Here is a 12,788-nt window from a genome sequence, read left to right as displayed (position 1 = left end):
ACGCGAGCGCGGAAGGGGCGCGGCGCTCAGTCCGCCAGCCCGGCCGTGGTCAGCGCCTTCTGGGCGCTCATCCCCAGGCCCGTTCCGTACGCCCGCTCGAACGCCTCGGCGCCCAGCGACTCGACGACCCGGGCCCGCACCGACGAGACGTCCGGGTCGCCGCTGATCGCCGTCCCGCGGACGCCGGCCGCCGCGCCGAGCAGGATCGCCGCGGGTTCCGGCTGGGCCACTCCGGCCAGGCCCTCCAGCGCGAACGCCACCACGTCCCCCGCGTGCCAGCGGTGCCCGGCCAGCAGCGCCTCCCGGTGCAGGGAGGCGGCGTCGGCCGGGCGGCCTTCGGCCAGGGCCAGCCACCCCAGTGCGATCAGCACCGAAGCTCGTGCCGTCTCGGCCGCGAACGAGCCGCCCGGGCACTCGGCCAGGGCGCGCTCGCAGAGTTCCCGGGCCGCCGGCAGGTCACGCGAATGACGGGCCAGCGTGGCCAGGCCGACGAACGCCGTCGCGCGCGACTCGGGCATGCCCGACCGCCGGGCCGTGGCGGCCGCCAGCTCGTAGTCGGCGCGGGCACCCGCCCGGTCGCCGGCCAGCAACCGGGTCCAGGCGCGGCGGCAGATCAGGTCCGCGACGTCGTCCATCGCGCCGATCGCCCGCATCAGGCCCAGTGCCTCGTCCATCAGCGGCAGCGCGGCATCGTGCTCGCCCCGCCAGGTCAGCAGCTGCGACAGGTGGTCGAGCGCCATCGACAGGCCCCACCGCTCGCCCAGCGCGCGGAACTGGACCGCGCCCTCGCGCAGTCCCTCCTCGGCCGTGGCTAGGTCGCCGGTCATCATCGCGCTCAGGCCCATCCCCATCGGCAGCAGTGCCCAGCCCCAGGCGTCGCCGGCCGCCAGCAGACCTTCGCCACGGCTCGTCAGCCCGGCTTCGCCCGGGGGCCCGCCCACCACGCCCAGCAGCATGACCGTCATGGGGTGGCGGGGCCGCCAGGAGTCGTCCCGCACGTAGCGCCGGACCAGCGGGAGGTACTGCTCCAGCGACTCGTGCGGGTGCCCGGACAACGCGCCGAGCACGCACACCAGGAACTCCTCGGCGTACTGTTCCTGCAGTTCGGGAGGGCAGTGCGAGACCACGCCGAGCGACAGCACCGCGCCTTCGAACCGCCGTCCGCGCATCCACCAGTACATCGCCAGCAGCGGCACCAGCCGCAGCGCCAGCACGACGTCGTGCTCGGTCGCCCAGCGCAGGGCGGCCAGGAGGTTGTCGTACTCGGCGTCGATCCGGTCCAGCCACTCCAGCTGGGCCGCGGTCCGCAGCATCGGGTCGGCTTCCTCGGCGAACCGCAGGAAGTACTCGGCGTGCGCGCGGTGGAACTTCTCGGTCTCGCCCGCTTCGGCGAGCTTCTCCGCGCCGAACGCGCGGATCGTCTCCAGCATCCGGAACCGCCCGCCGACGGCTTCCACCAGCGACTTGTCGGCCAGCTCGAGCAGGAGGTCGGCGTCGGCACCGCAGACCTCGGCCGCCGCGGCGAGCGTCGCGCCGCCGGGGAACACCGTCAGGCGCCGGGCCGGCTCGCGTTCGTCGTCGCCGAGCAGGTCCCAGCTCCACTCGACGACCCCGCGCAGCGAGCGGTGCCGCTCCTCGGCCGTCCGGCTGCCGCGGGCGAGCAGCCGGAACCGGTCGTCGAGCCGGGCCGCGATCTCGCCGAGGTCCAGGCTCCGGACGCGCGCGGCGGCCAGCTCCAACGCCAGCGGAAGGCCGTCGAGGGCCGCGCAGACGTGCTGGACGTCGCCGATCGTCGTCTCGCTGACGGCGAACGCGGGGTCGCTCGCGGCCGCGCGGTCGGCGAACAGCCGGATCGCCGGGTACGCCAGCGCCTCCGCGGCGGGCGTGCCCGGCGGCGGGACGGCCAGCCGCGGCACCGGCGCCAGGTGCTCGCCGGTGATCCCGAGCGGCTCGCGGCTGGTGGCCAGCACCCGCAGGCCGGGGCACGCGCCGAGCAGCCGCGCGGCCAGCCGGGCCGCGACGTCGACGACGTGTTCGCAGTTGTCGAGCGCCAGCAGCACCGAGCGGTCGCGCAACGCCGAGATCAACCGCTCGGCCGGGTCCTGCGGGCCGCCGCGCGAGCTCTCGCGCAACCCGAGCGCGGCCAGCACCGCAGCGGCGACGCCGGCGTCGCTGTGCGGGGCCAACTCGACGAACGCGACCGGACCCGCTTCGGCGGCCGCCACCTCGACGGCCAGCCGCGTCTTGCCGGTGCCGCCCGGCCCGGTCAGGGTCACGAGCCTGCTGCGTCCCAGCAGCTCGGCCACTTGCCGCAGCTCGCCGTCCCGGCCGACGAAGCTGGTCAGCTGCGCGGGCAACGCGAACACCGTCGGCTTCTCGGTTTCGCCGCGCAGCACGGCGAGGTGGGCTTCGGCGAGGTCTGGACCAGGGTCGGCGCCCAGCTCGTCGGCCAGCGTGCGGCGGGCGTCTTCGAACGCGGCCAGCGCGTCGGCCGGCCGTCCCGCGGCGGCGAGCGCGCGGACGAGCTGCGCGCGCGGACGTTCCCGCAGCGGCTGCGCGGCGACGGTCTCCCGCAGCTCGGCGAGGACGTCTTCGGCCCGCCCGAGCGCCAGCCGGGCCTCGACGTGATCGTCCGCCGCGTCGGCCCGCAGCTCCTCGAGCCGGGCGGCCTGGGCGGCGGCGAACGGCGCGTCGGCCAGGTCGGTGAACGCCGCCCCGCGCCACAACGCCATCGCATCGCCCAAAATGGACGCCGCCCGCGCGTGCTCGCCGTTCTTCAGCAGCGCACGGCCTTCGCGCGCAAGGGCTTCGAAGGCGGATGCGTCCACTTCGTCCGGTTCGACGACCAACCGGTACCCGGCGGCGGTGAACTCGACCGGTGCCAGGTCCTTCAACGCCGTCCGCAGCCGGGAGACCTGCGACTGCAGGGCGTTCGCGGCGCCGTCCGGCGGGTGTTCGCCGTACATGCCGTCGATCAGCCGCTCGGCCGGGACGAATCGACCGGCCTCCAGGGCGAGCAGCGCCAGCAGCGTCCGCGACCGCGGGCCGCCCACCGCCACCTGCGTGCCGTCCGGGCGCCACGCGGCGACGGCCCCCAGCACCCCGAATCGCATGGGCCCAGCCTAGAACCTGCGCCGACCAGCGAAAGTTTTCACTCGAAAGTGGTCTTCGGCGTGGGGCTGTGAATCACCTGAGCGCGCGTCTATACACTTCGCCCGGTCCCCACGCAATGGGAGAGGTATGTCGTCCGACAGCATTGCCCTCGGTCAGCCGACCGTGGGCGAAGAGGAACTCGCCGCCGTCGCCGAGGTCTTCCGGTCCGGCTGGCTGGCCGGGGCCGGACCGGCGTGCCGCCGCTTCGAAGAGCGGTTCGCCCAGGTCACCGGCACGGCGCACGCGCTGACGACCGCGAACTGCGGGTCCGCGCTCTTCCTGGGCCTCAAGGTGCTGGGCGTCCGGCCCGGTGACGAGGTCATCGTCGGCGACTACACGTTCCCCGCCACCGGTCACGCCGTCGTGCAGGCCGGCGCGACCCCGGTGTTCGCCGACATCCGCCCGGACGTCTTCAGCGCCGACCCGGCCCACGTCGAAGCCCTGATCACCCCGAAGACCGTCGGCATCCTCGCCGTCGACGTCGCCGGGCAGCCCGGTGACTTCGACGAGTACCGCGCGATCGCCGACAAGCACGGCCTCTGGCTGTTCGAAGACGCCGCGTGCGCCGCGGGCGCGACGTACAAGACGCGTCCGGCCGGCAGCCTCGCCGACCTGGCCGCGTTCTCCTTCCACGGCCGCAAGGGCATCACCGCGGGCGAAGGCGGCGCGCTGGTCTCGGACCGCGAGGACCTCATCGCGCACGCCCGCAAGCTCCACACCTACGGCATCGAGCCGGCGATCAGCCGCGAAGGCTCGAACACGCTGCCGATCCCGGAGTTCCACGAGCTGGGCTACAACTTCCGCATGTCGGACGTCCAGGCCGCGATCATGAACGTCCAGCTCGACCGGCTCCCGGACCTCCTCGCGGCTCGCCGTTCCGTCGCGAAGCGCTACCACGAGGCCTTCGACGACGTCGCCGCGTTGACCGTCCCGGTGGAACTGTCCGATCGCGAGCACCCGTGGCAGGCCTACCTGCTCACGGTCGCCCCGGAGGTCAGCCGCGACACGCTCGCCCTGCGTGTCCGCGAGCAGGGCGTCCAGTGCAACTTCGGCACCTACGCCTCGCACCTGCAGCCGATCTACGGTCCCCAGGCGCTGCTGCCCGTCTCGGCGGACGCGTTCGCGCGTCAGCTGGCGATCCCCATGCACGCCAACCTCACCGACGCCGAGGTCACGCGCGTCGGCGAGGTCGTGCGCGAAGCCGTGCAGTCCCTGTCCTGAAAGTGCCTACCGAGGAGAAATTGGTGTCCGACAAGAAGGTGCTCTTCACCGGGGGCGGTGGGTTCATCGCCGCGCACGTCATCCCGCTGCTGATCGAGGGTGGCTACACGGTCCGGATCCTGGACAACATGACGCGCGGCGACCGGGCCCGCGTCAACGAGTTCGTCGCCACCGGCCAGGTCGAGCTGGTGGAGAAGGACGTCCGCTACGGCGGCGCGGTGCGCGAGGCCATGCGCGGCTGCACGCACGTCATCCACTTCGCGACGGTCTCGATCAACAAGTCGATCGCCGACCCGCACGAGTCGATCGACATCAACATGATCGGCAACCACAACGTCTTCGCGGCGGCCGCCGACGAGGGTGTCGAGCGCCTGGTGTTCGCGTCGACCGCGTCGGTCTACGGCGAGCCGAAGCGGCTGCCGATGCACGAGGACGACGAGCTGCGCCCGCTCACGCCGTACTGCATCTCGAAGCGCGCCGGCGAGGACATGCTCGGCTTCTACGAGCGCACCAAGGGCCTGTCCTGGAACGCGCTGCGCTTCTTCAACGTGTACGGCCCGGGCCAGAAGATCGAGGCCTACTACACGTCGGTGATCAACCACTTCATCCAGCGCCTGCGCGCCGGCCAGCCGCCGATCATCGACGGCCGCGGCGACCAGTCGATGGACTTCGTGCACGTCACCGACCTCGCGCGGGCCGTCGTCGCCGCGCTGGAGTCGGAGCGGTCGAACCTGCCGATCAACATCGGCACCGGCATCGACACGTCGATCGCGGCGCTGGCGAAGATCCTCATCGAGGCCGTCGGCGTCGACGTCGAGCCGCTGTTCAACGAGCGTGACGTGCTGGTGTCGCGGCGCGCCGCGGACATCACCCGCGCCCGTGAGGTGCTCGGCTGGGAGCCGCGGATCACCGTCGAGGACGGGATGCGGGAACTGGTCAGGGAAACCGAGTGAACACCACCGCGGGCCCGGCCCGAGGACGTGCGATGCGCATCGCGGTGGTCAACAACTTCTTCCCGCCCCGGGTGGGCGGGAGCGCGCACATGTCGGCGTCGCTGGCGGCGCAGTTCGTGACGGCGGGGCACGAAGTCCTGGCCGTCACGGCGGCCTACGCCGACGCCCCGGCCGAGGAGGAGCGCGACGGCTACCGCGTCGTGCGCCTCCCCGCGGTGAAGATGCCGCAGGTCGGCCTGTCGATCGACTTCGACATGAGCTTCGCGTCGCTGCGGCCCGGCAACTGGCGGCGGCTGTGGAAGCTGCTGGACGAGTTCCAGCCGGACGCGATCCACCTGCACGGCCAGTTCTTCGACCTCTCGTGGCTGGCCGGGATCTACGCGCGGCGGCGGCAGATCCCGGTGCTGCTCACCATCCACACCCTGCTGATCAGCGACAACAAGCTGTACGGCGGCGTGTTCCGGATGCTCGACGCGGTGCTGGTGAAGCCGATCCTGCGCTACATCAGGCCGAAGTACGTCATCCTCGACAAGCTGGGCGTCGACTACTGCGTCGAGCGCTACGGCACCAGCGACGCGAACTCGGAGTACTTCCCGATCGCGGTCGACACCGGGCACTTCGCGAAGCCGGTGACGAAGGACGTCCGCGCGGAGCACGAGATCGGGGACGCGCCGCTGATCGTCTCGCTCGGGCACGTCATCCCGCTGCGCAACCGGCTGCCGCTGATCGAGGCTCTGCCGTCCATTTTGGACAAGCACCCCGGGGTGCGCGTGGTCGTCGTCGGCCGCGTCTACCACGACGCGTTCCTGAAGCGGGCCGCGGAACTGGGTGTTTCGGACGCGCTGGTGGTCACGGGCGCGGTGCCGAAGGCGGACGTCCCGGCGTACTTCGCGGCGGCGGACATCGTCACGCACGACCTCAACGGCGGCTGTGGGACGGCGTCGCTGGAGGCGATGCTCTCCGGCACGGCGACGATCGCGTCGGTCACCGAGGACAACTACCCCGGCATCGAGCTGCGCAACGGCGAGAACGTCCTGCTGGTGCGGCCCGACGATGCGGAAGCCGTGGCGCGCACGGTGATCGACCTGCTCGACGACCCGGAGAAGCGGGCCGTGATCGCCCAGCGCGAAAGCGAGCTGGTGCGGGCGAACTTCGGCCTCGACGTCGTCGCGGAAGAGCACTTGCGCACGTTCGAAAAGCTGGTGTCGGAAGCCGATGTTCTTCGATGACGAGCGCAGCCACCGGCTGCGCCCGCAGATCCTGACCGAGCTCGTCTCGCAGTACATGAACGACGCCGAGCGGGCGGCGTTCTACGGGCTGCCTGCGACGTGCCGGGTGCGCGAGCGCGTGAAGATCATCAGCCCCGAGAACCTCAAGATGGGCGACCACTGCTGGATCGGCGAGGGCGCGGCGCTCGACGCGAGCGGCGGGCTGGAGATCGGCGAGCACACCAGCATCGGCCTGAACACGCTGATCTTCACGCACTCGAGCTGGCTAGCGAACATGACGCTGCAGAACCATTCGGGCAGCGACCTGATCGAGCGCAAGCCGGTGAAGATCGGCAAGGGCTGCTTCATCGGCGGCCTGGTGGTGATCATGGCGGGCGTGACGATCGGCGACTTCGCGACGGTGCAGCCGAACTCGGTGGTGGCGAAGGACGTTCCGCCGCGGACGCTGGTGGCGGGCAACCCGGCGCGGGTGTTCCAGCGCTACGACGAGGAGTACATCCAGTCCGAAGTGGACCGGGTGCGCGCGGAGAACGCGCGCCGTCGGGAGATCGCGGAGTCACACGGGCAGAACACTTCGGGCTGGGGAGCCCCATCAGGCGACTACTCAGAGCAGTAGCGACCCGGCAGACTGGCGTGCGAAGATGACGTCCAGTAACCGATGCTGAGGAGAAGGCGGATGAGTGTCATGGATTGGCCTCACGATCTTCTGTCTCTCGACGACTGGATCAACCTGCCGGAGACACCGGAGTACCAGGTGGAAGTGGTCGAAGGGGTTCTCGTCGTGGCGCCGCGTCCGATGCCGTTCCACCAGCGCGTTGTCGCACGGTTGGCCTTCTTGATGGATGAACTGCTGCCGGACGACTACTCCGCGCTGAACGAAGTCGAGATGGTCGTTTCCGCCGCGCCGCTGACGGTCCGCGTGCCCGATGTGCTCGTTGCGCCCAGCTCTCTGGTGGAAACCAATCCCGCACGGTTCGACGCCGGTGACGTTCGGCTCGTCGTCGAGGTGCTTTCCGACGGCACCAGGCGCACCGACCAAGTCACCAAGTTCTCCGAGTACGCCGAAGCCGGGATCGAGCACTACTGGATCGTCGATCTCGACTCTCCGATCAGCATGATCTCCTACCGGCTGATCGAAGGGGACTACGAGAACTTCGGCGAGTTCTCCGGCGTCGCCGAACTGGAGTTCGCCGGTTCCGCGCTCACCATCGATCTGACCGCCCTCACAACCCGGCGCGCCCAGCGGCCCTGAAGTGGATGACGGCAGCGCCGGCGCGGAGCGCCGACGCCGCCGTCGGGGAACCGCCCGATCGGCACGGAGACCGTCCGGCGGTGAAGCCTGCCGCACGGAGGCGCACGCAGGACAATCTAGTCGTCGGTGACCCAGTGCGAGATATCGGTTACACAACGTTTCAGTCGAGCTCGGCGTACCCTCGCAAGGTCGAGAAGCAACCTTTCCGCGGCCCGGCCGTCGCTGGGAGAGGACGGAACGAGGTGACGGATGGCGCGCGGCGACGACGAGTTCGCGGAGTTCGTGCGCGCGTCGTCGGCCCGTCTCACCCACGCCGCCTACCTGCTCACCGGCGACCGCCACCAGGCCGAAGACGCCGCCCAGACCGCCTTCACCCGCACCTACGCGGCCTGGTCGCGGGTCCGGCACAAGGACGCCTACGGCTACGCCAGGACCGTCCTGATGAACCACGTCATCGACGGCTGGCGGCGCCCGATCCGCGAGTACGCCACCGAGGCCATGCCCGACCGGCCGGACCGCGCGGACGTCGACCGGGCCGTCACCCAGCGTGCGTGGCTCACCGCGGTGCTCAAGACGCTCACCGACCGCGAACGCGCCGTCGTCGTGCTGCGGCACTTCTTCGACCTGCCCGAAGCCGAGGTGGCCCGTGAGCTGGGCGTTTCGCTGGGTACCGTGAAGAGCACGAACTCGCGGGCGCTGGCCAAGCTGCGGATCGAAGCGGCCACCGAAGACACGCTGATCGGAGGGAGCGGGCGATGAACGACCTCGACGACTTCCGCGCCGCCCTCCGGCAGCCGCCCGACGAGCCCTTCGCCGAGCCCGACCTCGCCGTGATCATGGCCGGTGGCACGCGCATCCGGCGTCGCCGCCGCTTGCTGACGACCACGGCCGGGATCGCCGCGGCGGCCGCCGTCGTGCTGGTGTTCGTGTTCGCCGTCCAGCTGCGGCAGCCCGCGCCCGCGCCGGTTGCGCAGCCGCCGTCACCCGTGTCCGTCACGCCGACGACGACCAGCGGGCCGCCCGCGCCGAAGCCGCTCGGCGAGGTCGTCGGCACCGGGATCAAGACCACGGCCGGCGAAATCGTCCTGTTCGCGCAGGCGATCGACGACCCGCAGGCCCTGCCCGGCATCCACTTCGGGCTGACCGCCGGATTCCGCAAGGCCGACTCGCTGCAGGCCACGCTGGTCACGAACGAATTCCGCGGATCCGACCGGTCGTTCGGCTTCCACGCCACCGACGGCGGCGAGGTCCTCGACGGCCAGGTGATCCCGGTCTTCGGCTACTTCGCCGGCCCGGTCGCGAAGATCACCACGACCGTCCACGGCAAGGTCGTCCCGGCGAACCTGGCGAAGTGGACCGAGGATCCGAACGTGTTCTTCTTCTGGTTCGACCCGGTCCTCGTGCCGGACTCCGCCTCGCTGACGCCGCTGATCGCGTACGACTCCGCCGGAAAGCGGCTCACCAGGTAGGCGGTACCCGCCGCCGCGGTGCGGGCGTAAGAACCCAACCGTGACCTCTCGACGAGCGTTTCTCACCGCGTCGGCTGCTCTTGGAGTGGCCTCCGCGGCCGGCATCCCGGCGGGTGCCGCCGAACTCGGCGACCGCGGCCCCGGCGTCCCGGTTCGCCCGCAGCGGCCCGATCCGGAACTGCGGACCCTGCTCCGGCAGGTGGACGAGCGGCGGATCGAGGCGACCGTCCGGCGGCTGGCCGCGTTCGGCACCCGGCACACGCTGTCCGCCCAAGACGACCCTGCGCGTGGCATCGGCGCCGCGCGCGACTGGCTGTTCGCGCAGTTCCAGCAGGTCGCGGCCGCGTCCGGCGGCCGGATGACCGTCGAGCTGCAGTCGTACGTCCAGCCGCCCGCCGACCGGATCCCGGTGCCGACGACGATCACGAACGTCGTCGCGACGCTGCACGGGTCGGCCGATCCGGGCCGCGTGTACGTCGTTTCGGGGCACTACGACTCGCGCTGCACCGACGTCATGAACTCCGCCGGCGAGGCGCCGGGCGCGGACGACGACGCGTCGGGCGTCGCTGTCTCCCTGGAGCTGGCGCGGGTCCTCTCGACCCGGCAACCGCCCGCGACGATCGTCTTCGCCGCCGTCGCGGGCGAGGAGCAGGGCCTCTACGGCGCGCGGTTCATGGCGCAGCGGTTCAAGGCGGCCGGCACCGACGTCCAGGCGATGTTCACCGACGACATCGTCGGCTCCAGCCGCGCCGACGACGGCACGCGCGACCCGTTCGCGATCCGCTTGTTCGCCGAGGGCGTCCCGACCGCGGAGACGCCGGCCGAAGCGAGCCTGCGCCGCAGCGTCGGCGGCGAAAACGACTCCCCGCCGCGGCAGCTGGCCCGGTTCGTGAAGTCCGTGGCGGAGAATGACGCGACCGGCATGACGGTCCGGGTGATCTACCGCCGCGACCGCTATCTGCGCGGCGGTGACCACATCGGGTTCCTGGAGCAGGGCTATCCGGCGGCGCGGTTCACCGAGCCCGCCGAGGACTTCGCGCACCAGCACCAGGACGTCCGCGTGGAGAACGGCGTCCAGTACGGCGACCTGCCTGAGTTCTGCGACTTCCCGTTCATCGCCAGGGTCGCGCGGGTGAACGGCGCCGCGCTGTGGTCGCTCGCGACGGCGCCGGGCACGCCGAAGGGCGTGAAGATCCGCACGGCAGCGCTGACCAACGACTCGGACCTGCTGTGGGACGCGACGCCGGGCGCGGTCGGCTACGAGGTCCTGTGGCGCGAAACGACGGCGCCGGACTGGACGCACGCGATCGACGTCGGCCCGGCGCTGACGGCGAAGATCGACCTGTCGAAGGACAACGTCTTCTTCGCCGTCCGCGCGGTGGGCCCGGACGGCCGCCGAAGCCCGGCGGCCTTCCCGGTGCCGGTGAGCTAGGCGGCGGCCTGCGTCAGGACCTGCTCGACGACGTGGTGCGACGGCAGGATCAGCTCGCGCTCGGCGTCCGCGTCGACCTTGCCTTCGAGCAGGTCGCAGAACCGGTCCAGCTGGGTGGCCAGCGGCTCGCGCGCGGTGATCAGCTCCGGGATCTCGATGACCGTCTGCTGCCGGTAGCCGAGGCCGTCCGGGGTGACGGAGTCGTGCGAGACGTGCCGGTAGATCGTGACGTCGCGGCGGAGCAGGTCGATCTCGATCAGCCGGTCCAGCTCCGACACGACCAGCGACCGGACCTTCTTCTGGCCCAGCCGCGACGCCGACACCGTGGCCAGGCCGGTCGGGAACGACAGCACCGTCTCGATGGTGTCCTCGGCGCCCTCGACCGACGACGGGTGGAAGTAGCCCGCGCCGGAGGTGACTCGCGACGGCGTCGCGCCGCCGAAGAACTGGATCGCCAGGTCGACGTCGTGCACCAGCAGGTCCCACGCGACGCCGGTCTTGATGCGCGGCGCGTACGGGCCGTGGCGGCGGGCCATCAGGTGCACCGGCTCCTGGACCAGCGCCCGCGCGGTCATCACCGCCGGGTTGTAACGCTCCAGCAGGCCACACATCAGCGGGATGTCGTTCTTCGCCGCCAGCGAGACGATCTCCTGCGACTTCTCGAAGCTGTTGCACACCGGCTTTTCGACCAGCATCGGCTTGCCCTGGCCGAGGATTTCCTGCGCCAGGTCGTAGTGCACCTCGGTGGCCGACGCGAGCACGACGGCGTCCACATCGGACAGTTCGCCGATCTCCGGCGTCCACTGGGTTTCGTACCGCTCGGCGACGGCCTTGCCCGCTTCCTCACGCGGATCGATCACGCGGACGAGCTCCACGCGTTCGTTGCCGGCGAGCACGCGGGCGTGCAGCGATCCCATGTTCCCGGTCCCGACAAGAGCGATCCGATGCGTCATGCGCCCAGTACCTCGCGAACGGTTTCGATGATGGTGTCCAGGTCGGACTCGGTCAGGTGCGGGTGCACCGGCAGCGAAAGCGCCTGCGCGGCAACCGCCTGCGCCACCGGGAAGTCCTCGACGCGCGCGCCCGGGATCAGGTCGTGACCCGCGTAGCAGTCGTAGTCGAAGACGATCTTGGGGTAGTAGATGCCGTTGCCGATGCCGCGCTCGGTGAGCGCCGCGGCCAGCTCGTCGCGCGAGAGGAACGCGTGCGGCCCGACCAGCACGGTGTACTGGTGCCACACGTGCTCGCGGCCCGGCAGCACCTTCGGCACCTCGAGGCCCGGCGTGCCCGCGAGGCCCTCCGAGAGCCGCTTCGCGTTCGCCTGGCGGGCCGCGGTCAGCTGGTCGAGCTTCGCCAGCTGCGGGATGCCGACCGCCGCGTGCAGGTCGGTCATCCGGTAGTTGTGCCCGGCGACCTCGTACTGGTAGCGGGCGCGCATGCCCTGGTTGCGCAGCACGCGGAGCTTGTCGGCCAGCGCGTCGTCGTCCGTCGTGATGACGCCGCCCTCGGCGGTGGTGATGTTCTTCGTCGCGTACAGCGAGAAGCAGCCGATGCCGAACGAGCCGGCCTGCTTGCCCTCGAACGACGCGCCGACGGCCTGCGCGGAGTCCTCGATGACCTGGAGGCCGTGCTCGGCGGCCAGCGGGGCGAGCTTGCCCATGTCCGCGGTCTGGCCGTAGAGGTGCACCGGCATGAGCACCTTCGTGCGGTCCGTCACCGCCTTGGCCACGGCGTCGGGGTCGATCGCGAAGTCGTCGCGCCGGATGTCGGCGAAGCGGACGGTCGCGCCGGCCTCGAGGATCGCGTTCAGCGTCGCGACGAAGGTGAACGGCGACGTCACGACCTCGTCGCCCGGCTTCAGGTCGAGCACCTGGAGCGCGGCGACCAGCGCGGTGGTCCCGTTGTTGACCGCGATCGCGTGCTTGGTCCCGGAGACGGCCGCGAAGGCGTCTTCGAAGCGCTTGACCATCGGTCCCTGTGCGATGGCGCCGGAGCGCAGCACCTCGACGACGAGGTCCTCCGCGTCGCGGACGTCGACCACAGTGATGGGGATCATGGGCAGTCTCTCTCGGCAGGCGA

General features: G+C 71.2%; 11 protein-coding genes. 8 read left to right on the top strand and 3 right to left on the bottom strand.

Annotated elements, in window-relative coordinates:
- Nucleotides 1–26: 26 nt before the first annotated feature.
- Nucleotides 27–3,113 carry a BTAD domain-containing putative transcriptional regulator gene (locus tag OG738_RS10505; protein WP_329053216.1) on the bottom strand — a complete coding sequence of 1,029 codons (3,087 nt, stop codon included), beginning with the start codon at nt 3,111–3,113 and terminating at the stop codon, nt 27–29.
- 127 nt (nt 3,114–3,240) lie between these two features.
- Here OG738_RS10505 and OG738_RS10500 point away from each other — a divergent pair, with 127 nt between their 5' ends.
- From OG738_RS10500 to OG738_RS10465, 8 genes are all read left to right on the top strand, one after another.
- Complete coding sequence (locus OG738_RS10500; protein ID WP_329053214.1) at nt 3,241–4,374, top strand: DegT/DnrJ/EryC1/StrS family aminotransferase; 1,134 nt, start codon at nt 3,241–3,243, stop codon at nt 4,372–4,374.
- Nucleotides 4,375–4,397: 23 nt separating this feature from the next.
- A complete protein-coding gene (locus tag OG738_RS10495) occupies nt 4,398–5,327 on the top strand; it encodes an NAD-dependent epimerase/dehydratase family protein (protein ID WP_329053212.1) in 930 nt (309 codons plus the stop codon).
- Between the two features lie 32 nt (nt 5,328–5,359).
- Complete coding sequence (locus OG738_RS10490; RefSeq protein WP_329053211.1) at nt 5,360–6,556, top strand: glycosyltransferase family 4 protein; 1,197 nt, start codon at nt 5,360–5,362, stop codon at nt 6,554–6,556.
- Nucleotides 6,543–7,172, top strand: a complete 630-nt coding sequence (locus OG738_RS10485) for an acyltransferase (protein ID WP_329053209.1) — start codon at nt 6,543–6,545, stop codon at nt 7,170–7,172. The genes OG738_RS10490 and OG738_RS10485 overlap by 14 nt, the downstream gene beginning before the upstream one ends.
- Before the next feature lie 60 nt (nt 7,173–7,232).
- Nucleotides 7,233–7,808, top strand: coding sequence for a Uma2 family endonuclease (locus OG738_RS10480; RefSeq protein ID WP_329053207.1), 576 nt, complete (start codon nt 7,233–7,235; stop codon nt 7,806–7,808).
- Between the two features lie 249 nt (nt 7,809–8,057).
- Entirely contained in the window at nt 8,058–8,567 is a 510-nt protein-coding gene (locus OG738_RS10475) for a SigE family RNA polymerase sigma factor (protein ID WP_329053205.1), read from the top strand.
- Nucleotides 8,564–9,277: a hypothetical protein gene (locus tag OG738_RS10470; RefSeq protein WP_329053203.1), complete on the top strand. Its 714-nt coding sequence runs from the start codon at nt 8,564–8,566 to the stop codon at nt 9,275–9,277. The genes OG738_RS10475 and OG738_RS10470 overlap by 4 nt, the downstream gene beginning before the upstream one ends.
- Nucleotides 9,278–9,317: 40 nt before the next feature.
- Nucleotides 9,318–10,709, top strand: a complete 1,392-nt coding sequence (locus tag OG738_RS10465) for a M20/M25/M40 family metallo-hydrolase (protein WP_329053202.1) — start codon at nt 9,318–9,320, stop codon at nt 10,707–10,709.
- On the opposite strand, the gene OG738_RS10460 is transcribed toward OG738_RS10465, so the two are convergent.
- Together OG738_RS10460 and OG738_RS10455 are read right to left on the bottom strand one after the other, a co-directional pair.
- Entirely contained in the window at nt 10,706–11,662 is a 957-nt protein-coding gene (locus OG738_RS10460) for a Gfo/Idh/MocA family protein (RefSeq protein ID WP_329053201.1), read from the bottom strand. The two genes, OG738_RS10465 and OG738_RS10460, sit on opposite strands and share 4 nt — an antisense overlap.
- Entirely contained in the window at nt 11,659–12,765 is a 1,107-nt protein-coding gene (locus tag OG738_RS10455; RefSeq protein WP_329053199.1) for a DegT/DnrJ/EryC1/StrS family aminotransferase, read from the bottom strand. The genes OG738_RS10460 and OG738_RS10455 overlap by 4 nt, the downstream gene beginning before the upstream one ends.
- Between the last annotated feature and the right edge of the window lie 23 nt (nt 12,766–12,788).

The sequence above is a fragment of the Amycolatopsis sp. NBC_01488 genome, assembly GCF_036227105.1.
Taxonomy (GTDB): Bacteria; Actinomycetota; Actinomycetes; order Mycobacteriales; family Pseudonocardiaceae; genus Amycolatopsis.
The sequence above is the reverse complement of the archived record's forward strand: the minus strand, read 5'-3'. Positions and strand labels throughout refer to the sequence as shown.

What these genes read in the sequence shown, in the direction of transcription:
- OG738_RS10500 (WP_329053214.1), top strand. Translation starts at nt 3,241, where the DNA reads ATGTCGTCCGACAGCATTGCCCTCGGTCAGCCGACCGTGGGCGAAGAG.
- OG738_RS10480 (WP_329053207.1), top strand. Translation starts at nt 7,233, where the DNA reads ATGAGTGTCATGGATTGGCCTCACGATCTTCTGTCTCTCGACGACTGG.
- OG738_RS10455 (WP_329053199.1), bottom strand. Translation starts at nt 12,765, where the DNA reads ATGATCCCCATCACTGTGGTCGACGTCCGCGACGCGGAGGACCTCGTC.
- OG738_RS10485 (WP_329053209.1), top strand. Translation starts at nt 6,543, where the DNA reads ATGTTCTTCGATGACGAGCGCAGCCACCGGCTGCGCCCGCAGATCCTG.
- OG738_RS10490 (WP_329053211.1), top strand. Translation starts at nt 5,360, where the DNA reads ATGCGCATCGCGGTGGTCAACAACTTCTTCCCGCCCCGGGTGGGCGGG.
- OG738_RS10470 (WP_329053203.1), top strand. Translation starts at nt 8,564, where the DNA reads ATGAACGACCTCGACGACTTCCGCGCCGCCCTCCGGCAGCCGCCCGAC.
- OG738_RS10460 (WP_329053201.1), bottom strand. Translation starts at nt 11,662, where the DNA reads ATGACGCATCGGATCGCTCTTGTCGGGACCGGGAACATGGGATCGCTG.
- OG738_RS10475 (WP_329053205.1), top strand. Translation starts at nt 8,058, where the DNA reads ATGGCGCGCGGCGACGACGAGTTCGCGGAGTTCGTGCGCGCGTCGTCG.
- OG738_RS10505 (WP_329053216.1), bottom strand. Translation starts at nt 3,113, where the DNA reads ATGCGATTCGGGGTGCTGGGGGCCGTCGCCGCGTGGCGCCCGGACGGC.